At 67.7% G+C, this 23,595-nt stretch carries 25 protein-coding genes and 1 pseudogene; 11 read left to right on the top strand and 15 right to left on the bottom strand.

Translation table 11 applies throughout. The features are described 5' to 3' along the window. Nucleotides 1-14: 14 nt before the first annotated feature. The 3 genes from hemC to AC5Y7E_RS06275 all read right to left on the bottom strand — a co-directional run bounded on the left by hemC (nt 15) and on the right by AC5Y7E_RS06275 (nt 2,741). A complete protein-coding gene (hemC, locus tag AC5Y7E_RS06265) occupies nt 15-962 on the bottom strand; it encodes a hydroxymethylbilane synthase (RefSeq protein ID WP_499918057.1) in 948 nt (315 codons plus the stop codon). A 13-nt stretch (nt 963-975) separates the two neighbouring features. Further along, a complete protein-coding gene (locus tag AC5Y7E_RS06270) occupies nt 976-2,346 on the bottom strand; it encodes a glutamyl-tRNA reductase (RefSeq protein WP_499918056.1) in 1,371 nt (456 codons plus the stop codon). Nucleotides 2,347-2,471: 125 nt separating this feature from the next. After that, nucleotides 2,472-2,741, bottom strand: coding sequence for a glutaredoxin family protein (locus AC5Y7E_RS06275; RefSeq protein WP_499918055.1), 270 nt, complete (start codon nt 2,739-2,741; stop codon nt 2,472-2,474). A gap of 60 nt (nt 2,742-2,801) precedes the next feature. On the opposite strand from AC5Y7E_RS06275, the gene AC5Y7E_RS06280 reads away from it, so the two are divergent. From AC5Y7E_RS06280 to AC5Y7E_RS06310, 7 genes and pseudogenes are all read left to right on the top strand, one after another. After that, on the top strand, nt 2,802-3,110 hold the full coding sequence (locus tag AC5Y7E_RS06280) for a WXG100 family type VII secretion target (RefSeq protein WP_499918054.1): 309 nt from the start codon (nt 2,802-2,804) through the stop codon (nt 3,108-3,110). Then, nucleotides 3,103-3,393 (top strand): WXG100 family type VII secretion target, encoded by a 291-nt coding sequence (locus tag AC5Y7E_RS06285; RefSeq protein ID WP_499918053.1) that lies wholly within the window; start codon nt 3,103-3,105, stop codon nt 3,391-3,393. Before AC5Y7E_RS06280 ends, AC5Y7E_RS06285 begins: the two co-directional genes overlap by 8 nt. 4 nt (nt 3,394-3,397) lie before the next feature. Further along, nucleotides 3,398-5,919: pseudogene (locus tag AC5Y7E_RS06290) on the top strand (TNT domain-containing protein). A gap of 15 nt (nt 5,920-5,934) precedes the next feature. Next, entirely contained in the window at nt 5,935-6,567 is a 633-nt protein-coding gene (locus tag AC5Y7E_RS06295) for a hypothetical protein (protein WP_499948015.1), read from the top strand. A 184-nt stretch (nt 6,568-6,751) separates the two neighbouring features. Then, nucleotides 6,752-7,660 carry an HAD family hydrolase gene (locus tag AC5Y7E_RS06300; RefSeq protein ID WP_499918051.1) on the top strand — a complete coding sequence of 303 codons (909 nt, stop codon included), beginning with the start codon at nt 6,752-6,754 and terminating at the stop codon, nt 7,658-7,660. A gap of 43 nt (nt 7,661-7,703) precedes the next feature. Continuing rightward, nucleotides 7,704-8,225 (top strand): FAS1-like dehydratase domain-containing protein, encoded by a 522-nt coding sequence (locus tag AC5Y7E_RS06305; RefSeq protein ID WP_499918050.1) that lies wholly within the window; start codon nt 7,704-7,706, stop codon nt 8,223-8,225. Then, complete coding sequence (locus AC5Y7E_RS06310; protein ID WP_499948016.1) at nt 8,226-9,155, top strand: cyclopropane mycolic acid synthase family methyltransferase; 930 nt, start codon at nt 8,226-8,228, stop codon at nt 9,153-9,155. It begins immediately after the preceding gene. Between the two features lie 62 nt (nt 9,156-9,217). Here AC5Y7E_RS06310 and AC5Y7E_RS06315 read toward each other — a convergent pair whose 3' ends face one another. The 9 genes from AC5Y7E_RS06315 to AC5Y7E_RS06355 form a co-directional block, all read right to left on the bottom strand. Then, nucleotides 9,218-10,306: a lysophospholipid acyltransferase family protein gene (locus tag AC5Y7E_RS06315; RefSeq protein ID WP_499948018.1), complete on the bottom strand. Its 1,089-nt coding sequence runs from the start codon at nt 10,304-10,306 to the stop codon at nt 9,218-9,220. Next, nucleotides 10,288-11,415 (bottom strand): SDR family oxidoreductase, encoded by a 1,128-nt coding sequence (locus AC5Y7E_RS06320; RefSeq protein WP_499948020.1) that lies wholly within the window; start codon nt 11,413-11,415, stop codon nt 10,288-10,290. Before AC5Y7E_RS06320 ends, AC5Y7E_RS06315 begins: the two co-directional genes overlap by 19 nt. Nucleotides 11,416-11,466: 51 nt before the next feature. After that, on the bottom strand, nt 11,467-11,568 hold the full coding sequence (locus tag AC5Y7E_RS06325) for a 30S ribosomal protein bS22 (RefSeq protein WP_003402602.1): 102 nt from the start codon (nt 11,566-11,568) through the stop codon (nt 11,467-11,469). Nucleotides 11,569-11,715: 147 nt separating this feature from the next. Continuing rightward, nucleotides 11,716-11,973 (bottom strand): cell division/environmental response transcriptional regulator, encoded by a 258-nt coding sequence (locus AC5Y7E_RS06330; RefSeq protein ID WP_040629292.1) that lies wholly within the window; start codon nt 11,971-11,973, stop codon nt 11,716-11,718. Nucleotides 11,974-12,111: 138 nt separating this feature from the next. Further along, a complete protein-coding gene (gene proC / locus AC5Y7E_RS06335; RefSeq protein WP_499918046.1) occupies nt 12,112-12,984 on the bottom strand; it encodes a pyrroline-5-carboxylate reductase in 873 nt (290 codons plus the stop codon). A 27-nt stretch (nt 12,985-13,011) separates the two neighbouring features. Beyond that, nucleotides 13,012-13,863: a thioesterase family protein gene (locus tag AC5Y7E_RS06340; RefSeq protein WP_499918045.1), complete on the bottom strand. Its 852-nt coding sequence runs from the start codon at nt 13,861-13,863 to the stop codon at nt 13,012-13,014. A gap of 26 nt (nt 13,864-13,889) precedes the next feature. Continuing rightward, a complete protein-coding gene (locus AC5Y7E_RS06345) occupies nt 13,890-14,732 on the bottom strand; it encodes a sugar phosphate isomerase/epimerase family protein (RefSeq protein ID WP_499918044.1) in 843 nt (280 codons plus the stop codon). 14 nt (nt 14,733-14,746) lie between these two features. Continuing rightward, complete coding sequence (locus AC5Y7E_RS06350) at nt 14,747-15,724, bottom strand: Rv0497 family membrane protein (RefSeq protein ID WP_499948022.1); 978 nt, start codon at nt 15,722-15,724, stop codon at nt 14,747-14,749. Continuing rightward, on the bottom strand, nt 15,721-16,737 hold the full coding sequence (locus AC5Y7E_RS06355; RefSeq protein WP_499918041.1) for a Ppx/GppA family phosphatase: 1,017 nt from the start codon (nt 16,735-16,737) through the stop codon (nt 15,721-15,723). Before AC5Y7E_RS06355 ends, AC5Y7E_RS06350 begins: the two co-directional genes overlap by 4 nt. 119 nt (nt 16,738-16,856) lie before the next feature. Between AC5Y7E_RS06355 and AC5Y7E_RS06360 the strand changes: the two genes are divergently transcribed. Further along, nucleotides 16,857-17,651 carry a DUF3109 family protein gene (locus AC5Y7E_RS06360; RefSeq protein ID WP_499918039.1) on the top strand — a complete coding sequence of 265 codons (795 nt, stop codon included), beginning with the start codon at nt 16,857-16,859 and terminating at the stop codon, nt 17,649-17,651. Between the two features lie 9 nt (nt 17,652-17,660). Here the strand turns inward: AC5Y7E_RS06360 and AC5Y7E_RS06365 are convergent, their stop codons facing one another. Then, nucleotides 17,661-18,377 carry a FadR/GntR family transcriptional regulator gene (locus AC5Y7E_RS06365; RefSeq protein WP_499948024.1) on the bottom strand — a complete coding sequence of 239 codons (717 nt, stop codon included), beginning with the start codon at nt 18,375-18,377 and terminating at the stop codon, nt 17,661-17,663. A gap of 45 nt (nt 18,378-18,422) precedes the next feature. On the opposite strand from AC5Y7E_RS06365, the gene AC5Y7E_RS06370 reads away from it, so the two are divergent. The 3 genes from AC5Y7E_RS06370 to AC5Y7E_RS06380 are packed head-to-tail and all read left to right on the top strand — an operon-like array spanning nt 18,423 to nt 21,558. Continuing rightward, a complete protein-coding gene (locus AC5Y7E_RS06370; RefSeq protein ID WP_499948025.1) occupies nt 18,423-19,367 on the top strand; it encodes a tocopherol cyclase family protein in 945 nt (314 codons plus the stop codon). Then, nucleotides 19,364-19,693, top strand: coding sequence for a hypothetical protein (locus tag AC5Y7E_RS06375; RefSeq protein WP_499948027.1), 330 nt, complete (start codon nt 19,364-19,366; stop codon nt 19,691-19,693). The genes AC5Y7E_RS06370 and AC5Y7E_RS06375 overlap by 4 nt, the downstream gene beginning before the upstream one ends. Beyond that, the gene (locus AC5Y7E_RS06380) at nt 19,690-21,558 is read left to right on the top strand and encodes a GMC family oxidoreductase (protein WP_499948029.1); all 1,869 of its coding nucleotides are present in this window, start codon (nt 19,690-19,692) and stop codon (nt 21,556-21,558) included. Before AC5Y7E_RS06375 ends, AC5Y7E_RS06380 begins: the two co-directional genes overlap by 4 nt. An 8-nt stretch (nt 21,559-21,566) precedes the next feature. On the opposite strand, the gene regX is transcribed toward AC5Y7E_RS06380, so the two are convergent. Both regX and AC5Y7E_RS06390 read right to left on the bottom strand, forming a co-directional pair. After that, a complete protein-coding gene (gene regX / locus AC5Y7E_RS06385; RefSeq protein WP_499918034.1) occupies nt 21,567-22,250 on the bottom strand; it encodes a two-component sensory transduction protein RegX in 684 nt (227 codons plus the stop codon). A gap of 49 nt (nt 22,251-22,299) precedes the next feature. Continuing rightward, nucleotides 22,300-23,523, bottom strand: a complete 1,224-nt coding sequence (locus tag AC5Y7E_RS06390) for a sensor histidine kinase (protein ID WP_499918033.1) — start codon at nt 23,521-23,523, stop codon at nt 22,300-22,302. Nucleotides 23,524-23,595: the final 72 nt, after the last annotated feature.

The raw sequence follows: 23,595 nt of genomic DNA on the forward strand, positions 1-23,595 counted from the left end.
CACGTAACTCGCAATTAATTTCCTCGCGCCGGGTCTTGCCGCGCTTCGCTCATCAGCTCTCGGGCGCCCAGCTCGAACAGTTCCGCGGCCACCGAAAGCCCAAGCTCTCGTGCCCGATCGGGACTGCCGATACCGGACGCGCGGATCACGTCGGACCCGTCCAGCGCCGCCACGCAACCGCGCAGCGACAGCTCTTCGAAGATCCGGCCCTCCTCATCGATGGACTCGACCACTTCGGCGATCGCGCCCACCGGTGCGGAACAACCGGCCTCCAGTTCGGCCAGCAGGGCTCGCTCCGCGGTGACCGACGCGCGCGTGTCGGCGTCGTCCAGTTCCGCCAGCACTGCCGCCAACCGGCTGTCACCGGCACGGCATTCGACGGCGAGCGCGCCCTGAGCCGGTGCTGGCAACATCTGCACCGGCTCTAGCGTCTCGGTGACATCGTCGAGGCGACCGATCCGGGCGAGTCCCGCCCGGGCCACCACGATCGCGTCGAGATCACCACTGCTTACCCTGTTCAACCTGGTATCTAGGTTGCCTCGTAGGGGGCGGATTTCCAAACCGAGACCCAATGCTCTAAGCTGCGCGGCCCGCCGCGGCGACGAGGTGCCCACCAGCGAACCGGCCGGCAACTCCGCGAGCACCAGCCCGTCCCGCGCCACCACCGCGTCACGCGGGTCGTTGCGTACCGGTATGGCCGCCACAGCAAACCTTGGGTCGTCGGCGGTCGGCAGGTCCTTGTGGGAGTGCACTGCGGCGTCGACACGCCCCTCTTCCATGGCCTCGCGCAGTGCGGTGGTGAAGACACCCACCCCGAGGGACTCGATGGGCGCCGACGAGCGGTCGCCTTCCGTGCTGATCGTCACCAGTTCCGCCGGGTGTCCCAACGCGATCAACGCGTCTCTGACGACCCCGGCCTGGGTGGTGGCCAGCAGGCTGCCCCGGGTACCTATCCGGATCACGTTCGCCGATCGCCTACTCGGCGGTTTGCTGCGGGTTGCCCGCGTCGAATCCGTTTGCGATGACTGGCAATTCGCCTGCGGCCACGGCATCGACAGCGGTCTGGTCGAGTTCGAAGAGTTCGCGCAGCGCTTCGGCGTAGCTGTCACCGCCGGGTGCGCTGGCGAGCTGTTTGATCCGCACTGTCGGCGCGTGCAGCAGCTTGTCCACCACGCGTCGCACGGTGCGCGCCACCTCTTCGCGCTGGGCGCTCTCGAGCCCGGGCAGCCGGTTGTCGAGACGCAGCAGTTCCGCCTCGACCACGTCGGCGGCGCGCTGGCGCAGCGCCGTGACCGTCGGTGTCACTTCGGCCATCCGCTGTCCGGCCAGATATGCAGCAACCTCGGTGGCGACGATGGTGCGGGCGGCGTCGACGTCCGCGGCCGCGGCGTGCGCCGAGGGTTCATGCTGCACGCGGTCCACGTCGACGACCCAGACGCCGGGCAGTCCGGCCACCGCCGGATCGACGTCGCGCGGCATGCCCAGGTCGCAGATCACCAGGGGGCGCGTCTCTTCGTCGCGGTGCGCGGCGGCCAGCGCGTGGTGCACGTCGGCCAGCGAGATCACCGGCGTCACCGCACCGGTACAGCTGACGACGACGTCGGCGCCGGCCAGAGTGTCGGCCAGGCGGTCCAAGCCCACGGCGTCGGCCCGCACACCGGCGTCGCGGATCTTGCGGACCAGACGCTGGCCCCGGGACAACGACCGGTTGACCACGTGCACGTGCCCGATGCCGGCGCGAGCGAGGTGTCCCGCGGCCAGCGCGCCCATCGCTCCGGCGCCGACCAGGACCGCGGTCTTGCCCGACAGTCCGCCCAGGCGGCGTTCGGCCATGTTGAGCGCGACGGAAACCACCGAGGCGCCCGCGGCGTCGATGGCGGTTTCGGAATGCACCCGCTTGCCCACCGACAACGCCCGCTGCGCCAGCTCGTGCAATATCCGCCCCACGGTGCGGTTGGTCTCGGCGCTGGCGTAGGCGCGACGGACCTGGCCGAGCACCTGCTGCTCGCCGACCACCGCGGAATCCAGGCCGCTGGCGACCGCGAACAGGTGCTCGACGGCGGCCTCGCTGTATCGGACATACGCATACTTGGTGAGATCGGCCATCGACATGCCCGACTGCTCCGACAGCACCTGCCCGATCACCGCCAACCCGCCGTGGAACGCGTCCACCACCGCGTAGACCTCGACCCGGTTGCATGTCGACAGCACCATCGCCTCGGTCACCAGTGGCGACTGCAGCACCCGGTCGACGATCTTGCCCTGATCGGACTCGTCGATGCTGAGTTGTTCCAGGACGGAGACCGGCGCACTGCGGTGCGAAACCCCGAAAAGCAAGACGCTCACGGCAGCATCACCTGGCCAGCTCCCTTGCTTCCTCCAGTAACTGAACTGCTGTCCACGGTAAACGTTTAGCAGCTGGGCTACCAAATAAATGGTCGGCGCTGGACGACCGCCCAGCGCCGGGCAGGTCAGCGGCCCAGATCGGACCGCAGCCGGGGCTCATCGATCTCCCAGTAGCTGTGTTCGCGGCCGTCGAGCAGGATCACCGGCAGCCGATCGCCGAACTCGGCCCGCAGCGCCGGGTTGCCCGCCGCGGCCGCGGCGTCGACGTCGGTCATCGACAACCCGAAGCCCAGCTCGCCGGCCAGTTCGGCCAGCCGGGCGTGCACGCGCTCGCAGATGGTGCAGCCGTCGCGGGTCAACAGCTCCACCTGCGGCCGGCCGGCGTCCTCGGTCATGGACACCAGTGTGGCATCGGTGACTTGTGGGGCCCGTCTACCAGCGGTTATGTTCCGACGATGGCCGACGAGACGGTGCGGGTGGATCCCGTGGTGATGCAGGGCGCCGCCGCCTCGCTGAGCGGTGCGGCGGAGCAGCTTTCGGCTCAGCTGTCCCAGCTTGACGATCAGGTGGGTCAGCTGCTGGGTGGTTGGCAGGGTGCGTCGGGGACCGCCTATGGAGCGGCGTGGGAGCTTTGGCATCGGGGTGCTCGCGAGATCGAGCTCGGGTTGTCGATGCTGGCGCATGTGCTGGGCCGGGCCGGTGACGCCTACCAGAGCAACGAATCCGGGTCCGCCCAGGCGGAGCGGGCGGTGCGTCGTGGCTGAGGCGTTTCGGGTGGATCCGCAGGCGTTGGCCGATGCGGTGCACCGGATGGCGGCATTTCAACGCTATGCCGAAGACATGATCGCCGAAATCGATTCTCGGGTAACACGTTTGCACGCGTCGTGGACGGGTGATGCCGCGGCGGCTCATGCCGAGGCGCATCAGCACTGGGTGCGCGGCGAGGCGATGATGCGCCAGGCGCTGGCGCAACTCGAGAAGGTGGCCACGACCGCGCACGGCAACTACACCGGCGCGATGTCGACGAACCTCGACATGTGGTCGTGAGCGAATGGCGCCGCTGGCGTGTGACCCGACTGCCCTAGACCGCGCCGGTGCCACGGTATTGGCCAGCGGTGTTTCGTTGGGGTCGGTGATCTCGGCCTTGACCTCGGCCCTGGCCGGCACCGCGGGCATGGCCGGTGACGATCCGGTGGGTGCGGCGCTGGGCCGCGCCTACAACGATGCAGCGGCCAAGGTGATCGAGGCGATGACCACCACCCGCAATGGACTGTGCAGCATCGGCGACGGGGTGCGGATGTCGGCGCACAACTACGCGCTGGCCGAGGGGATGTCGGATGTCACGGGCCGTGCCTCAGTTCTGCCGACTCCGCCGGTGACGGCGCCGCTGACCGCGACGTCTCATCCGCCGTCGGCGGTGGGCACCGGCAGCGGCGCGCCGGCGGGATGGAGCTGGGTCGCACCGTATATCGGAATGATCTGGCCCACTGGCGATTCGGCGAAGCTGCGCGCCGCCGCAGCGGCGTGGACGACTGCGGGTGTCAACTTCACGACGACCGAGATCGCGGCAGGCGGCGGCACGATGGCCGCCATTGCCGGGCAGCAGATTCCCGAGGCCGCGGCCATCAACAAAGCGTTGGCCGATGCGACTGTCGCCACCATCAGCGTTGCGCGGCAATGCCAAATGATCGCTACGCAACTTAACAGCTACGCGGCCAAGATCGACAAGGTACACGCGGCGATCCTGGATCTGTTGGCGCGCATCTGCGATCCGCTGACCGGGATCAAAGAGGTCTGGGATCTCCTGACCGACGAAGACGAAGACGAGATCAAAAGGATCGCCGACGACATCAAGACGGTGGTCGACAACTTTTCTCGGGAAGCCGAAACGCTGGGCGACCAGATCAAGGCAACCATGTCCGAAGCCGCCACTGCCACAAAGGATATGGCCCACTGGGCGGACATGGAGTGGGACCACTTCTTGCACGGGACGCCGGTGGGCAGGGCGCTCAATCAGGTGGACCAGACCTTCAAAGGCGTCGGCGTCGAGGGCTGGGATTTCCTCAAAGGCCTGTACGACGTCAGCCAATTCCACGCGCTGCTCGACCCCAAGGGTTACGCCGAAACCATGACCGGCATGGTCGCCGGGGCTGGGACGCTCGTCGGCTTGGGGCCCGACGGAGGGCCCGGAGTCGCCGAGTCCTGGAAAGCGCTGGGGAAGGACATCACGCACTGGGACGAATGGAGCAGCAATCCCGCCGAAGCGCTCGGCAAATCGATCTTCGATGTCGGGACTCTCGCGTTGCCCGGTGGACCCCTTTCCAAGCTGGGCAAAGTAGGACACACCGCGGCGGATGCGCTGAAAGGCTTGAAAAAAGCGCCCGAACTTCTGAAACCACCGGAGGTCAAGCCGCCGGAGGTCAAGCCTCCCCCGGCTGCGCCCAAGCCACCGGAATCGGGCCAACCCGCGCCAGCACCCGCGGGCAAGCCAGGGCCCTCGGGTAAGCCGGCGCCGGGACCCTCAGACGGTCCACTGCCGCACAGCCCCACCGAATCCAAGCCGCCGCCGGTGGCAAAGCCGCCGGCTGTCGAGCCGCCCAAACCGGCCGCGCCGCCGCCCGAGCCTGGGGCAAACCGCCGGTGCCGGTGCCCCCGGGGGACACACCGCTACCCCATCCGAAACCGCCCGAGCCCGTGCCCGCCCACGCGCCGGCGTCGGCCGGCGAACCCCCGGCCGCGCCGGTTCCCCACGGTGGGCCGCCACCGGTAGCAGCAGCCGCGACTCCGGCCGCGCCGCATCTGCCGGGGGCGCCGTCTGCCCCAATGGGTGGGGGGCTCCCCGCCGAGGCGCCTCCCGGCCTAGGTGAGGTTCCCCACGGCGGCGAACCACCCGCTCCCCCGCCGGTACCGCCGCATGATGGCACTCCCCCTCCGCCCGGCGGTCACGATGGGCCACACGAGCCTGGTGACAGCGGTCCACATCCGCCCGCCGACGAACATCCCCCGGGCGATGGCGACGGATCACAAGACTCACATCCAGGCGACGACGGGAGTGCGCCCGGTGACCATCCCGGCGGCGACGGCAGCGACCAGCAGCATCCGAAGGCGCGAGACGTTTTCCCTGACGCCAGTGAATTCGGCGAGCTTACTGAAAGTGAATATCGAGAACTCTTTGAGGACGAGTACGGTAACTTGAGGTATCCTGACGTTAATGACCCGGCAAAGCCTTACGCAATTCCTGGTACAGTTCGCGATTTAACACCGGCTGACATTAAATCATTAGACGGCCGATGGCTCGATCGTATCGGGCATCCGGGTGGGAATTGGCTGGCTTTCGAAGGAACTCCATATGAGGGTCGCGCACTTCCTCATACCAGTTTGGATAAAGATTATTACCGTTTTAAGGTCGATGCATCAGCGGGACTACCGCCGGGTTGGAAAATAGAGTTTTCGAGGGCAGCACCCTGGTTCGGGCATCCCGGCGGCGAACCTCAATTTCTGATCCTCGCACCCGAAGGAGAACGTGCCGACGTTCAGACCCTGATAGATCGGTTCTTCTTGAATGAACCCTAGACACGAGGAGTCGTGATGGCAGATTTCATTGTCGATCTCACCATGTTTCCTGAATCCCTCCACAGACTTGTGAAGTGTTGGTATGTGTGGCAGGTCGTTCATCTGAGGGGTCAAGGGCGTTTGCCGGGTGACACACAGCGCGAGCCGCGGGGCCGGGAGACGCGCGAGGAGATATTTTGGGGACGTCGTCCACCCCAAATGGTCAACCGTAACGAATTGGCTTTGATTGACGTAGGCGACGTTTCTTATTACATGGCCTGTAAAGACGACTGCTACTTTATCGATAGCGAAGAGCGCGGTTCGCGGAAAACCTATTGGATGTTCAGGCGGTTCGAAGATGTTGAAAAATATCTCTTGTTTCTGATCAGTCAGATGAGTCGTCCTGGCCGGTATAACCAATCACCCGCCTTTCGTTGGTATCAGGAAGGCTTGGATCCGAGGGTGACGTTGAGTAAGCCGGATCCAGATAATTTTCCGGGACGGGTTAGTTTGAGAGTTGACCAGGAACCTACGGATCGCGGATGGATGGGGCAGAATGACGCCCCTGCGGGTTCTCATGTCTTAGTAATGAGCTTCGAGGAACTCGATTCCGCCCTTCGCGAGGGGATTCCAGCGGATTGGTTCACCGTCAACATTCTCGGCGACTAGCGTTCCCGCGACCCGGCCCCGGCCACGAACGTGACATTGGCGTCACACTCGGCGCCGAACGTGAAGCCAATGTCACGCTCACCGGCCCCGGACACGTAACGCCGGCGCGCCATCTGCCCGATAGGGTTGGGGATCGGGCACCCGCTGGGTCGCCAGGCAGCACAGCGATCTCGGAGGTTTGACGATGACTTCCTCTGGCCCGGCCAACGCAGACCACTCCGGTCACGTTGACCCGGAGTCGCTGGCCGCGGACGCCAGCGCCGCCCGCGCGATCGAGGGCATGCAGGAAGCCGCCGCTTCGCAGGACCATCCCCAGCCCCCGATCGACCTGACCGCCGCCGCGTTCTTCGACGTGGACAACACGCTGGTGCAGGGCTCGTCCGCGGTGCACTTCGGCCGCGGGCTGGCTACGCGCAATTACTTCACGTATCGCGATGTCGTCGGATTCATTTACGCGCAGGCCAAGTTCCAGATCCTCGGGACAGAAAACAGCAACGACGTCGCCGCCGGCCGGCGCAAGGCGCTCGCCTTCATCGAGGGCCGGTCGGTCGAAGAGCTGATCGCGCTGGGCGAGGAGATCTACGACGAGATCATCGCCGATAAGATCTGGCCCGGCACCCGCGAGCTCACGCAGATGCATCTGGACGCGGGCCAGCAGGTGTGGCTGATCACCGCGACGCCGTACGAGCTCGCCGCGACCATCGCGCGACGGCTCGGCCTCACCGGCGCGCTGGGCACGGTCGCGGAATCCGTCGACGGCGTCTTCACCGGCCGGCTGGTCGGGGACATCCTGCACGGCACCGGCAAGGCGCACGCGGTGCGATCCCTGGCAATTCGCGAGGGCCTCAATCTCAAACGCTGCACGGCCTACTCGGACAGCTTCAACGACGTTCCCATGCTGTCGCTGGTGGGCACCGCGGTCGCCATCAATCCCGACGCCCGCCTGCGCGCCCTGGCCCGGGAGCGCGGCTGGGAGATTCGCGATTTCCGGACTGCCCGCAAGGCAGCCCGGATTGGCGTGCCGTCGGCGTTGGCGCTGGGCGCAGCCGGTGGTGCGTTGGCCGCGCTGGCCTCCCGGAGGCAATCGCGCTGATAGGCTGCGCCGCGCAGACACAATTGACGGAGGGCATTGCGTCATGACGACCCCCAAGGAAGCCGAAGGACTCATCGGCAGCCATTACCGCGCGCCGGATTACTTCGAGGTCGGTCGCGAGAAGATCCGCGAGTTCGCGGCCGCGATCAAAGACGACCACCCGGCGCACTTTGACGAGGGTGAATCCGCGAAGGCCGGATACACCGACATGGTTGCGCCGCTGACGTTCCTCGCTATCGCCGGGCGCCGAGTGCAGTTGGAGATCTTCACCAAGTTCAGCATCCCCATCAACATCGCCCGGGTCATCCACCGGGACCAGAAATTCAAGTTCCACCGGCCGATCCTGGCGCACGATAGGCTGTACTTCGACACTTACCTCGACTCGGTTATCGAGTCCCACGGCACGGTGCTCGCGGAGATCCGCAGTGAAGTGACCGACGCCGACGGAAAACCGATCGTCACGAGTGTCGTCACAATGCTGGGAGAGTCTTCAAATCAAGAGGACGTCGAGGCAACCGCCGCAGCAGTTGCATCCATATCCGCAGGAAAGTTAGGGGCCCTGTAAATGTCTGGAGAGCGGGAAACGGGAAGCACGCAACTCAAGCCGCCGGTCGAGAAGGTCCGGTCGCACTACGACAAGTCGAACGAATTCTTCAAGCTCTGGCTCGACCCGTCGATGACCTACAGCTGCGGGTACTTCGACGAAAACCCGGACCCGCAGAATCTGACCAAGACGCTGGAAGAGGCGCAGTACGCCAAGCGCAAGCTCGCCCTGGACAAGCTGAACCTCGAGCCCGGCATGACGCTGCTGGACATCGGCAGCGGCTGGGGCTCGACGATGCGGCACGCAGTGGACGAGTACGACGTCAACGTCATCGGCCTGACGCTGAGCGAGAACCAGTACGCCCACTGCGTGGCGGAGTTCGACAAAATGGACAGCCCCCGCCGCAAGGAGGTGCGGATCCAGGGCTGGGAGGAATTTCCCGGCGACGTCCCGATCGACCGCATCGTGTCGCTGGGCGCGTTCGAGCACTTCGCCGACGGTGCAGGAGACGCCGGGTACGAGCGCTACGCCACCTTCTTCAAGAAGTACTACGACCTGTTGCCCGACGACGGCCGCATGCTGCTGCACAGCATCGTGGTGCCCACCGCCGAAGAGGGCAAGGCAATGGGCTTGCAGGTGAACATGACCCTGTTGCGGTTCATCAGTTTCATCCTGAAGGAGATCTACCCGGGCGGAAAGTTGCCGCAGGTCAACCTGGTCGACAAGTACGCCACCGATGCGGGTTTCAAGATCGAGCGGCATCACTTCATCGGTAAGAACTACGTTCCGACGTTGACCGCCTGGGGGGATGCCCTCGAAGCGCACAAGGAGGAGGCCATCGCCCTGAAGGGGCGGGAGACCTACGACATCTACCTGAAGTACTTGCGGGGATGCTCGGACCTGTTCCGCGACGGCTACACCAACGTCTGCCAGTTCACGATGGTCAAGTAATCGGTTCCCGAAAGGTCAACGCCATCGCGGATTTTCCGCGGTGGCGTTTCCTTTTGCGCGGCTCAGCCGAAGAAGATGTTGCGGCGGCCGGCCAACAGCCGGTACAGCGTCTGCTGAATGGTCTCGCGCACCTGGTCGGTCAGCTCGAAGGTGACCATCGGATCCTCGGCGTCGGAGGCCGCGTAGTCGTCGGTGTGGATCGGCTCACCGAACGCGATGTGCCACTTCGAAGGAAGGGGCACCAGGCCCACGGGGCCGGCCAGCGGAAACAGCGGCGTGATCGGGAAATACGGCAGCCCGAACAGCCGCGCCAGCAGCTTGACGTCGGTCAGCATGGGGTAGATCTCTTCGGACCCGATGATCGAGCAGGGAATGATCGGCGCCTTGGTCCGCAGCGCCGCCGTGACGAATCCACCACGGCCGAACCGCTGCAGCCGGTAACGGTCCTCGAAGCGCTTGCCCAGCCCCTTGTAGCCCTCCGGGAACACGGCGGTCAGCTCGCCGGCGGCGAGCAATCGGTGCGCGTCCGTCGTGCAGGCCATCGTGTGGCCGGCCTTGCGGGCCGCCTCCCCCACCACCGGCAGATCGAACACCATGTCGGCGGCCAGCAGCCGCATGTCGCGCTGCGCGGGATGCTCATCGTGCACCGCCACCGAGAGCATCAGCCCGTCGAACGGCAACACCCCGGCGTGGTTGGCGACCACCAGCGCGGCGCCCTCGTCCGGCAGGTTCTCGATCCCGCTCACCTCGACCCGGAACCAGGATCGGAAGAACAACCGCAGCAACGGCCGGACGATCGCGCTGTTGAAGTGCGGGTCGAAGCCGAACTCGTCGACGCTGTAATCACCGGTGAGCCGTTGGCGCAGGAATCCGGCGACCGAGGCGACGCGCTGCGCCAGGTCATTCAGCGGCGCGTCGGCCGACGATGCCCCCGCGGCACGGCGATGCTCGTCGATTTCGCGGACCACCGCGGCGATCTGCTCCGCAGATGCCCGACCTTTGGGATCGGAAAGCAAGGAGGGATGCTGGCGGGAGGACTCAGCACGTTGGTCCGCTCTCCGGCGCGCCGCTACCCGACCCCGATTCGTGTGCAGCGGAATGACATTCGCTCTGTTTTCGCCCGCCACGATACCTACCTGACCCCACCCCACGGAATTGGATTTCGGCTACCCCAGCGCTGAGCCAGGGCTATCGCGCGATCTTCCCAGGAGCGTACCCGAAGTGGGTCGATAATGGGAGTTAAGCTGCGGCCGCGAACGTAATCGTCAAACGCCTCCGCCGTCGACCATTTCGGCTGGTAGCCGAGCTCCGAACGCATCCTGCTGGTATCCATGACGCGGCCGTAACTCAAATAATCGAACTGATCACGACTGATCTCGTTGTAGCGGTTGGCTCGGCGTATCGAATCCAGGGCCCAGACGCCGAAACTCGGTACTGGCAACGGAATCCGGCCGGCCCGCCGAATCGCCTGCGACAGCATGATGATCCCGTCGGCGCCGATGTTGAACGTTCCCGCCTTGCCGGCCATCGCCGCGCGCTCCAGCGCACCGAGCGCATCCTGCTCGTGCAGCAATTGCAGGCGCGCGTCGCGCCCGAACATGGTCGGCACTAAAGGTCCAGCCAGATAACGCGATAGCGTCGTGTCCATCGCCGGGCCGATCATGTTGGCCAGCCGCAGGATCGTCACGGCGATGTCGGGCCGGCGCCGTCCCAGCCCGCGCGCGTAGGCCTCGATGTCGAGGCTGTCTTTGGCGAAACCGTCACGGAACGGTCGACGGCTGGTGCTGTCCTCGGTGAACATCACCGGGTCGTGAGCGCTCGAGCCGTACACCTCCGACGTGGACTTGAGCACGACCCGGCGCACCGAGGGCGCCTTCTGGCAGGCCGCGAACAGCTGCATCGCACCCATCACGTTGATCTCTTTCAACGCGGCGGTGCCACCGGATCGCGGCGCGTAGGACGCCGCCGCCGCGTGCACCACCGTGTCGACATCGCCGTTGCGAATCACCTTGGCTATGAAGGGATTCCGGATGTCGGCCCGGACGAACTCAGCGCGCCCCATCCGGCGCAGCATGTCCTTGCTCGGGGCTATCGCATCCACCGCGATGACCGTATTGATCATCGGGTTCTGCGCGAGCCGAGCCGTCAGGTAGCCGCCCAGAAACCGGCACGCGCCGGTGACCAGCACGATCTTGGGGTAGTGCACGGTGTTGCCTGCGGTGTCGCCCGGCCCGGCGTTCTCCCCGTTCGTCGGATCCACTCGAACAGCCTAGCGGCCAGGCGAGACGGCGGCACTACGCCGCGAGCGGGGTTACTTACCGAGTTTTCTGCGCTGCACCCGGGTGCGACGCAGCAGCTTGCGGTGCTTCTTCTTCGACATGCGCTTGCGCCGCTTCTTGATTACTGAACCCATGAACTCCGCTATCTGACCGTGACCTGCTTCAAAGATTGGACCCGGACACTTTACCCGGCGGAACGCACCGAACACCAAACCGGTATCGGCCCGATCGCCGCACAACCGCGGAGTCTAGGTGCCGCACGCAAGAGGCACCGTTTCCGGTCAGCCGGCGTCGAAGTAGGACGTCTCCAGCATGTCGTGGACGGCCTTGGCGTGCACCCGGAAGGACCGGCCCACGCGGACCGCGGGCAGCTCGCCGTTATGCACCAACCGGTACACCGTCATCTTCGAGACCCGCATCAACGCCGCCACCTCGGCGACGGTGAGAAACTGCGTCCTGCCCTGCTGGCTGTCGACGGAACTGGCGTCCCGTGGCTTACCTGCGGCATCTCGCGCTGATGGCCCGTTACTAGACGTCATCGCAACCCAATCGTGTCAGGCACGCGCATGCCAGCGGCTTCCCCTCCGCTGGCACCCACACGTGCTTACAAGAGGAGAATAGCGGGACTAATGGGGTTACTGGTACTGGTGGGGGACAATCAGTTCAAAAAACTTGGATTACTCTGATGTAATTCTTAGCTGCTCAGAGCGCGTTTTGGCGGCCTGAACGGCCGCGTCGACGGCCGCTCGCAGGCCCCCGCGTTCGAGCTCGCGCAGGCCGGCCGCGGTGGTGCCGCCGGGCGAGGTCACCGTCGCTCGCAGCTGCGTCGCCGTGGCGTCCGCCCGCGGGCCGGGCGCCTCGGCGTCGCCCGGCCGGTCGGCGTCCATGCCCTCGAGCAGCATGGCGGCCGAGCCGGCCATCGTCTGCGCAGTCAGGTCGGCGGCCACCTCGCGGCTCAGGCCCGCAGCGACACCGGCGTCGATCAGGGCCTCGACCAGCAGGAAGAAGTACGCCGGCCCGGAGCCCGACAGCGCGGTGACGGCGTCCATCTGGCCCTCCGGAACGCTCAGGACGCCCCCGACGGAGTCGAACAGGGCCGAGACGCCTTCGAGCTGCGCCGCCGTGACGTACCTGCCCTTGGCCAGGGCCGTGACCCCGGCGCCGACCAGGGCCGCCGCGTTCGGCATCGCCCGAACCACCGGCGTCCCCGCCGGGAGCTTCGACTCGAAGTAGGTGATGGTGATGCCGGCCGCGACCGTGACGAAGACCTGCTCGGCGGTATCGCCGTCGGCGGCGGCGGCCGCGCGGGCGATCTGCGCCATCACCGACTCGACATCGGCCGGCTTGACCGCGACCACGACGAACGACGCGTTCTCGACCGCGTCCGATACCGAACTGATCAGCACGGAATAGGTATCGGCCAGGTACTTGGCGCGCTCGGGAACCCGCTCGACCACCACCAGATCTTTGACCTGCCGGCCCGCCCGCAGCAGACCCGACAGCAGTGCCTCCCCGATGCTGCCGCCACCGATGATCGCGATTCTTGCCATGCCGGACAGCATCGCAGACACCGCGCTCTAGCGAGCGGCAGGGACCAGTGCCAACTGGCGAGCCTGCACCACAAGGCGGCCCAGGCTGTCGACGACGGTGTGGTCCTCGTCGAACCAGTCCTGACCGATCTCGGTGCAGGTCGCGATGATGCGCAGCCAGCCATCGGCCGGCAGGCCGCGCAGAAACGCCGTGAGCTGGATGGTGGGGGCCCATCCGGTGCGGTCCACCGCGAAGGTCACCGGCGCCGACAGATCCCCGCACATGAGCGCGAACAGCGCGTCCGGGGCCACACCGCGGGGCCGCGCCCACATCTGGATCACCGGTGGACGCCCGTCACCGCGGGGCGCCATCGTCGACAACACCGGCCGCACGTCGCAGCCCTCGCCCAGGTGCACGAGGCCGGCCAGCGGATGCCCCGGCCCGATCGGCTCGATGTCGTCGGGCGGCTCGGGCGCCATCAGGTCAGCCACCGGGTTGGCCGACAGCAGCGGCCTGGCCACCCCTTCAGAACCGTCCCGATGCCAGTGCTCGGGTTCGCCGAGGTTGACCACGGCATGCACCGCGGTGCGGTCGCCCTGGTTGAGCTCGACATCGACGACGCTGATCCGGCGGCCCCGCTTGCGAAGCGAGGTCACCAGCTGCACCGGACCGGGGTCGGGCGCCCACAGGAAGCTCGCCGACACCGCGACCGGCTGCTGGACCGGTTGTAGCGCGTCGGACTGCCCACCCCAGGCGGTGCGGGCGGCGTTGGCGCAGAGCGCCAGCATCGCGCCGCCGTGCACCTTGGGACCAATGGTCCAGCGCTTGTCGAGCTCGCCCTCAAAGACGCCGGGACCGACCTCCCGCAGGGTCATTGCGGTGGTGAATAACGCGCTCATGTTGTCTGGGTTTTCTCCTGGCTGGGTCAGCGCAGCAGATGCGTGCGGGCAAACTGCAGCGATTCGGCGAGCATGGCCTCGCGCTCGTTGGCGGAACGGGCGCTGGACGTCGACACCTCCAGGATGACGTGCCCGGCGAAGTGGCTGCCGGCCAGCATCTGGCACACCTCGGCCGTCGGTTGCGTGCCGCGCCCGGGCACCAGGTGCTCGTCGGCGGGCAGGCCGTTGCCATCACACAGGTGCAGATGCACCAGCCCCTGCCCCATCCGCTCGGCCATGTCCAGCGAGTCGGTGCCCGCGGTCGCGGTGTGGGACAGGTCCAGCGTGTAGTGCGCGTGGTTGCCGTCGAGCGGGTCGTAGGAGGGCGCGAACGCCGATATCGCCGGGCCGGGGCCCCCACCGCGTCGACGCATCCGTTCCAGCGACTGGCCGGCACCGAAGAGCCGGTCCGCGCGGAACGGGAACATGTTCTCCACGGCGACCATCACGTCGCTGGACGCTTCCAGCTCCGCCACCTGCTCGCTGAAACCCTCGGCGTAGCGCCGCTGCCAGCGAAACGGCGGGTGGACCACCACGGTCTGCGCGCCCAGCTGTTCGGCGGCGCGCACGCTGCGATCCAGCTTGGGCACCGGGTTGGCGCCCCACACCCGCTGCGAGATGAGCAGGCAGGGCGCGTGCACGGACAGCACCGGGACCCGGTAGCGCCGCGACAGCTTCTTGACGGCGGCGACATCCTGGCTCACGGCCTCGGCCCACACCATGAGCTCGACGCCGTCATAGCCGAGCCGCGCCGCGTACTCGAAGGCGGCCTCGGCCCGCAACGGGTACACCGAAGCCGTGGACAGGCCGACTTTGATGGCTGGACGCACTGTCTACGGTGCCGCTAGCCCGATTGCAACGACAGCGCCAAGGGCCCCAGGGTGATCAGCGCACCCACCGCGACCGCGATCAACGTGCTGGCGATGTCCTCGGTTTTGCGAACCACCCGGACCCCGGCCACCAGGCCCAGGATGACCAGCACCGATAGCACCAGCGCCACCAGGCTGTTCCACCGCCACAGCTGGTCGAAGGCCACGAACAACCCGCCGCCGAACGCGACGGCGAGCATCGATTGCAGCACGACCACCCCGCCGCGCCACACCGCGTCGAACCTGCCCCTTTCGAGATGGGCATCGGCCTCTGCGTCCGCGTCGCGGTGCCCGATGTCGAGGTGATCGTCGCGGAGCACCCCCGCGGGCAGCGGTCCGGATCCGTCCTCGTCGGCGTCATCGCCCGAATCCCCGGACCGCAGGAAGGAGCGCACGTACGCGGAGTCCTCCAGCGCCGGTTCCGCCTCGCGCACCTCGGAGTCCATGACGTCCACCGGGACATCGGCGTAGTGATCCATCGGGTCGAAGCTCATGTCCTCGGCGCCCGAACCCGGCTCCCCGGTGCCGTTAACGGGCGAACCCGCCCTGCGGGCCTCGGGCAACGGCCGCGGGTATTCGCTGCGCTCGGGCCCCGCCGCCCGCTTGGGCTGCGGCGGTGACTTGGGCCAGCGCGGCTCGGGCTCGGACCAGTAGGGCGCCTTCGGCTCGTCCCTGACTACGGGCTTGGCTACGGGCTTCGCGGGTGAGCCCGGTTCGGCGACGTCGATCGTGTCGGCGGCTTCGGTGGATTCGAATCCGGGCTCGTCGTCATCGCGGATCACCGGGAGGTCGCCGGTCAGTTCGGCGACGGTCACCGCGTCGTTGTCGCCGCGCCGACGACGGCGCCGCCGGGTGACGGCCGGGGCGCCGATGGTTCCGTTTTTGGCCAGCAATTCGGCAACCGAGATGGGCCGAGTTCCGGAGTCCTCGGGCTCGGGGTGCGGTCCGGTCATGGTTTGTCGCCTCTCGATCGGTTCTGATTCCGATCAACTACCTGGCCTCCAGCATTGCGCACCGAAGGCTCCATGAGGGCCGATCCGTCGGCTTCGCTGTCGAGTTTGCGCAAGATGAGACCTTCCCGTAATGCCCACGGGCAGATATCCACCGATTCGATCGACAGCGCTCGCATGCTTGCCTCCGCCACCAGGGCACCCGCAACGATCTGCGGTGCCCGCTCGGCGCTCACTCCTTCCAGTTCTGCCCGGTCAGCGGTCGTCATCCTAGAGATGAAAGATATGAGTTGCCTGAGGCCGTTTGCTGTCAGCGTCCTCTTGACGCGCGGTCCGGCGCCCGAGGGCGCCGCACCGGTGAGCCGCGCCAGCGAGCGAAAGGTCTTCGAGGTGGCGACCGTCAGGTCCGGACTACCCGACTCGAGGATGTTCACGCTGGCTTCGGCGAGCTCGGCATCCAGCCAATCGCGCAGCATCGCCACCCGGCGCCGGCCCGGCGGATCGTCGGGCAGCCACTCGCGGGTCAGCCGCCCGGCTCCCAGCGGCAGCGACAACGCGACCTCCGGCTCCTCGTCGACGCCGCTGGACATCTCCAGCGAGCCGCCACCGATGTCGAGGTTGATGATGCGGCCCGCGCTCCACCCGTACCACCGGCGCACCGCCAGGAAGGTCAGCCGCGATTCGTCGACCCCGGTCAGCACCCGCAACTCGACTCCGGTCTCCTTGCGCACCCGGCTCAGCACATCGTCGGAGTTACCGGCTTCGCGGACCGCGGATGTGGCGAAGGCCATCAGCTCCGCGCAGCCCGAACTGTCGGCGATCTTGGCGAATTCGTCGAGCGTGGAAATCAGTTTGTCGGCACCACGTTTGGTGATCTTGCCGGCGCTGTCCGTGGCCTCGGCGAGACGCAGAGTGGCTTTCGTCGAACTCATCGGCGTCGGGTGGCCGCCCCGGTGGGCATCCACCACCAGCAGATGCACCGTGTTGCTGCCCACGTCGAGAACGCCCAATCGCACGTAAACAACCTAACGAAACCCCGGGTGCGCTGCTTTGCGCGACCCGGTCAACCCGTCGCGACCGGGGCCATCCGGGCCCCGAGTGTCAGCGGCTCGGATGGCCCGAACCGTGGTCTAACGTGGACCACGTGGCGAATTCGCACCCGGAACCGGGCCAAGAGGTCGAGCTGGATTTCGCCCGCGAATGGGTGGAGTTCTACGACCCCGACAATCCCGAGCACCTGATCGCGGCCGACCTGACCTGGCTGCTCTCGCGATGGACATGTGTATTCGGCACTCCGGCCTGCCGCGGCACGGTGGCGGGCCGCCCGGACGACGGGTGCTGCTCGCACGGTGCGTTCCTGTCCGACGACGACGACCGCGCCCGCCTGGATGACGCGGTCAAGAAGCTGACCGACGACGACTGGCAATACCGCGCAAAGGGGTTGGGCCGCAAGGGGTATCTGGAAATCGACGAGCATGACGGGCAACCGCAGTATCGCACCCGCAAGCACAAAGACGCGTGCATCTTCTTGAACCGGCCCGGATTCAGCGGCGGTGTCGGCTGCGCGCTGCACAGCAAGGCCCTCAAACTGGGTGTGCCGCCGCTGACCATGAAGCCCGATGTCTGCTGGCAGCTGCCGATCCGTCGCAGCCAGGAGTGGGTGACCCGGCCCGACGGCACCGAGATCCTCAAGACCTGGGTCACCGAATACGACCGCCGCGGTTGGGGTTCCGGTGGCGCCGACCTGCACTGGTACTGCACCGGCGATCCCGCCGCCCATGTCGGCGCCAAGCAGGTATGGGAAAGCCTGGCCGACGAACTCACCGAGCTGCTCGGCGCGAAGGCCTACTCCGAGCTGGCCGCAATGTGCAAGCGCCGCAGCAAGTTAGGGCTCATCGCGGTGCACCCGGCGACACGCATCGCCGAGTAACCGCGTACTTCAGGCTTCCGTTTGGTAAGCCACCACCATCCGCAACGCGCTGGCGGTGAGGTACGCCTCGACCGCGGCGGCGGCCGCCGCCGCGTCGCGCGCCAGCACCGCCTCGGTGATCGCGCCCAGCTCGGCTACCACCACGGCGGCGTCGTCATAGGCGGCGGTGAGTTCGTGTTCGCGTCCACCGAAAGCTTGCTCGACCCAGCGGTAGAGCAATCCCAGCGCGCGGTTGCGACTGCTTTGAATGAGCACGCGGAAGTAGTCGAGGTCGGCGGCCTGCCGCGTGGTCGCGCTCTCGGCGTCGCTGACCGCCAGCAGGGCGGCGCGCAGCGCCTCGGCATCCTCGGGCAGGCTGCGCTGCGCCGCCAACCGGCCGATCAATGGACCCAGCGCAGCCCGGATTTCGAGCAGCTCCACCAAGAACTCGGGTCCTAATCGGCGGACCAGCGCCTCGACCACCGCGGGATGGGTGAGCGCCTGAGGATCGCGCACCAGGTTGCCGCTGCCGTGCCGGGTCTCGATCAGGCCCATCTGCTGCAGGCGGGCCAGACCCTGCCGCAACGACGTGCGATTGACCCCGAGTTGCTCGGCCAGGTCCCGCTCCGGCGGCAGGGCGGAACCCGGCGGAAAGGCGCCGTCGAGGATGGCGTCGGCGATCGAGGCCGCGATCTGCTCATCCACCCGCTGGCGGTCCGGCGGTTGAATCGGACTTGACTGGTTCATTGGCTCAACCAATATAGTGGACTGCGTCGGCGACGGGAGCAAGTTATGGACGACGAACAGCGTTCGGCCGCGGCCCCACGCTGGCGCGGCAAGCCAGGGCGCCTCGAGGTCTGGTACGCCACGCTCTCCGACCCACGGACGCGTGCGGGCTTGTGGGTCCATTGCGAGACCGTGGCGCCGCAGCAGGGCGCCGCCTACGCGCACGGCTGGATCACCTGGTTCCCTCCCGAGGGCTCACCCCGCACCGAGCGATTCGGCCCCGAGCCCACCCAGCCCGCGACCGGCCCCCGATGGTTCGACGCCGACGGCGTGCAGGTGGCCGACGGCCGGCTCTGCGGCCGCGCCGGATCGCTGGCCTGGGACCTGTCCTGGACGGACACCGCGCGCCCGCTGTGGACGTTTCCGCGCCCGGCCTGGGAGCGCGAGCTGCTGCCCGGCGCCCAGGTCGTCCTCGCCCCCACCGCCGACTTCGCCGGCTCGCTGACCGTCGCAGACGCCGCGGCACGCATCGACGGCTGGCGCGGCGCCGTTGCCCACATCTACGGGCACGGCAACGCCAAGCGCTGGGGGTGGATCCACGCCGACCTCGGTGGCGGCGACGTCCTCGAGGTGGTCACCGCCGTGTCACACAAGCCGGGCCTGCGCAGGCTCGCCCCGCTGGCTTTCGTGCGGTTCCGCATCGACGGAAGAGACTGGCCCGCAAGCGCTTTGCCGTCCCTGCGGATGCGGACAACGCTCGGCCCCAGGCACTGGCAGCTGGAAGGACGCATCGGCGCTCGCCGGGTGCTCATCCGGGTCGACCAGCCGCCGGACCGCTGCGTGAGCCTGGACTACACCGACCCCGACGGCGGCGCCGCCGTCTGCACGAACACCGAACAGGCCGACATTCACGTCGAAATCGACGACCGCCGTTGGTCGGTGCTCGGACATGCCGAGGTAGGCCTGCGCGGCGTCGAGGCGCCCGACATCAACGAAAGGATCCCGACATGAGCTTCCTACTCGACCCGCCGCTGCTGATGGCCAGCGGCGCGCTCATCGAGCGGCACGTGCCGCCGGACCGGCGAGACGTCGCCGAGGCCGCGGTCCTTGGCATCTTCTTCGGCGGGTCGTTCGGCCTCTACCACGACGTGCCCGGGCTCGGACTGCTGTGGCGCCCGTTCCGCGCGCGCAACGGGCGCGACTTCATGTGGAACAGCGGGGTTTTCGGGGTCGACACCGCGAAAGCGCGTTGGCCGCTGCACGCGGCGGCGGCCGCCATCTTCGCGACCTATCCGCTCTTCATCAAGATCGGCCGCCGGTTCGGATTGCTGGCATGAGCCGCGCGGCCGAACGGGCAGCCGCGTCGTTCGGCACCGCGCTGCTGCCCGAGGAACACGGCGGCCCCCCAGCGGCGGAGCTGGCTGAGCGCATCGAGCGATACCTCACCCAGCTCCCGGCGACATCGAGGCTGGGAGTGCGCGCCGGATTCGCATCAGTCAGCGCCGCAAGCTATCTCACCACCGGCCGGCCACTGTCGCGGCTCGGCCCCGGCGGCCGGGAACGGTTGTTGCGCCGAGTGGCTTCGCTCAGCCCGGAGGCCGGTGCCGCCCTCGAGGCGCTCAAGGCGATCGTGTTGCTCGCAAACGGTGCCGACACCTATGCGCCCGAACTGTTCGCCCGCGCCCGCGAGCACGACGTGGCGCGCCCCGATCCGGATCTGACCGTCATCTCCTCGGCCGACTGCCCGTCGGTCGTCACGGCCGACGCCGTGGTCGTCGGCTCGGGCGCCGGCGGCGCGATGGTGGCCCGCACCCTGGCGCGGGCCGGCGTCGACACCGTCGTAGTCGAGGAGGGACGTCGCTGGACGGTCGAAGAATTCCGCGGCATTCACCCGATCGACCGTTACGCCGGGCTTTACCGCGGCGGCGGGGCCACCGTCGCGCTGGGACGCCCGTCGGTGGTGCTGCCGATCGGCCGCGCGGTCGGCGGCACCACCGTCGTGAACTCCGGCACCTGCTACCGGCCGCCGCCCGCCGTCGCCCGGCGCTGGCGCGACGTGTTCGGTCTCGGCCTGGCCGACCACGACCGGCTGACGAACCACCTCGACGAGGTCGAACGCACGCTGCGGGTCGCGCCCGTGCCGATGGACATCATGGGCCGCAACGGGCGCCTGCTGCTGGACGCCGCCGCGACGCTGGACTGGCAGGCGGCGCCGATCCCGCGTAACGCTCCAGGCTGTGCGGGCTGTTGCCAGTGCGCAATCGGGTGCCCACGCAACGCCAAGTACGGGGTGCACCTCAACGCGCTGCCGCAGGCCTGCGCGGCGGGCGCCCGGATCGTCTCGCACGCCCGCGTGGAACGGGTACTGCACCGGCGCGGGCGTGCCTATGGGGTGCGCGGGCGCCGGGTCGACGGCACCGCACTGGACATCCTGGCCGACACGGTCGTCGTCGCCGCGGGCGCGACAGAGTCACCGAACCTGCTGCGGCGCAGCGGGTTCGGCGACCACCCGCGGGTCGGCCGCAATCTGGCGGTGCATCCGGCGACGGTGCTCGCCGGGCGCTTCGACTCGGACGTCGTCGCCTGGCACGGCGTGCTGCAAAGCGCCGCCGTCCACGAGCTGCACGAGTCCCAGGGTGTGCTCATCGAGGCCACGTCCACCCCGCCGGGGATGGGGTCAATGGTCTTTCCGGGCTACGGCGCCGAGCTACTCGGCTGGCTCGACCGGGCGACGCAGGTCGCCACGCTAGGGGCCATGGTGGCCGACCGTGGCGTCGGCTCGGTGTCGTCGGTCCGCGGCCAGACGGTGATGCGCTACCCGATCGACAGGGGCGACGCCGCCAAGCTGGTGACGGCGATGGAGGCCATGGGGCGATTGCTGTTCGCCGCGGGAGCCGTCGAGGTCCTCACCGGCCTGCCGCATGCGACGACGGTGACGTCGCTGCCCGCACTGCGGGATGCGCTGCAGCGCGCCGACCCGAGAAGCCTGCACGTCGCGGCGTTTCATCCGACCGGCACCGTCGCGGCGGGCGCCGACGAGCAGTTGTGTCCGGTCGACGCGACGGGTCGGCTGCGCGGCGTGCGCGGTGTGTGGGTGGCCGACGCGTCGATCCTGCCCAGCTGCCCGGAAGTGAATCCGCAGCTGTCGATCATGGCGCTGGCCCTGGGCGTCGCCGACCACATCGTCGGCGCCGCCCGCTGAGCGTGCGGCTAGCCCTCGAGCTTGTAGCCCAGCCCGCGCACCGTCACCAGGTGCACCGGGTTGGCCGGGTCGGCCTCGATCTTGGACCGCAGGCGCTTGACGTGGACGTCGAGCGTCTTGGTGTCGCCGACGTAGTCGGCGCCCCACACCCGGTCGATCAACTGTCCGCGGGTCAGCACCCGCCCGCTGTTGCGCATCAGATATTCGAGGAGGTCAAACTCCTTGAGCGGCAACGTGATCGTGTCGCCGTTGACCGAAACGACGTGGCGTTCGACATCCATCCGCACGGGACCGGATTCGAGCACGCCGTCGCTGATCTCGGAATCGTCGTCACCGCCGCGGCGCAACACCGCCCGGATCCGGGCGATCAACTCGCGCGCGGAATACGGCTTGGTCACGTAGTCGTCGGCACCGAGTTCGAGGCCGACCACCTTGTCGATCTCGCTGTCCCGGGCGGTCACCATGATCACCGGCACGCTCGAGCGCGCACGCAGCTGCTTGCAGACGTCGGTGCCCGACATTCCCGGCAGCATCAGGTCGAGCAGCACGATGTCGGCGCCGCCCCGATCGAATTCGGCCAGCGCGGCCGTGCCGTCGGTCACCACGGTGGCCTCGAAACCCTCCTTGCGGAGCAGGAACGCCAGCGGATCGGCCAGCGACTCCTCGTCCTCCACGATCAGCACACTGGTCATGGGCGCGATTCCTCCTCATCGCTGCGTTCTGCATCGTCATACGCGCGGGTCATCGACTTAGTTCTTCCTCTCGTTGTGAGCGGTTGGGCCGCACGTCGCGGCCCTGCGACTGCTCGGATTCGCCCTCGTCTGGATGAGACGCCACGGCCGCCGGGATGGAAAGGGTGAATGTCGATCCGGTTCCGGGCTTGCTCCACACGCCGATGCTGCCGTTGTGATTGGCCGCGACGTGCTTGACGATGGCCAGGCCCAACCCGCTGCCGCCGGTGGCGCGCGAGCGCGCCTTGTCCCCGCGGAAGAACCGCTCGAAAACCCGCTCCTGATCTTCCAGGGCTATCCCGATGCCGCGGTCGGTCACCGCGATCTCGATGTTGTCGCCGCGGCGACGGCGACTGATCGACACCGGCGAACCCGGCGGCGAATAGGCGATGGCGTTGGATACCAGGTTGGCCAGGGCGGTGACCAGCAGCGTCTCGTCGCCCAGCACCCGCAGACCGCTGGGCGCGTCGGTGCGGACCTCGATATCGGCGTTGTCGGCCCCCACCTTGTGGCGCGAAATCGCTTCTCCCACAACCTTGTCGACGTCGACCTCGATGACGTTGGGCAGCCGTTCGGCTCCCTGTAGCCGGGACAGCTCGATCAGCTCGGCGACCATGTCCCCCAGCCGGTTGGCCTCGACGAGCACCTTTTCGGCGAACCGCCGGACGGTCTCGGAGTCGTCGGACGAGGCCAGCAGGGCCTCGGCGAGCAGCGCCATGGCACCCACCGGGGTCTTGAGCTCGTGGCTGACGTTGGCCACGAAGTCGCGCCTGGTCGCTTCCATCCGCGCGTAGTCGGACTGGTCGTGGGCGAACACGATGGCGAACCGGCGGTCTTCTTCGCTGAGCAAACGGGCCTGCCCGTGCACCGAGAGCCCGGAGCGGCCACCCGCCCGTTTCGCCGGCCGCAGGTCGAATTCGACGTCGACGCCGGTCAGGGCCTGCTGCGCGGCCTCCCAGGCCTGGTCATCGAGCTGACGGTCGCGCACCAGGCCCAGCTCCATGGCCCGGTCGTTGAGGTAGACGACGTCGCGATGCGCGTCCACCACCGCCGCGCCCAGCGGCATCAGCGCCACGATGCGTTGCAGCATCTGTGCGACGGTGATCCCGGTCCATTCGACGCGCTGGCGGCGCTGCACCGCCCGCGGTGACAGCCGGGTCCCGACCAGTACACCTGCGGCCAGCGCCAGCGCGGACAAAACCCCGGCCAGCAACAGCGCCGAGAACACAGTCACATAGCAAATCCTACAAATCTTCCTGAACGCTGCCCTAGCGCAACGAGGCCAAAATCGGACAAGTCACACCTT

The sequence above is a fragment of the Mycobacterium sp. NGS17 genome (assembly GCF_059813205.1).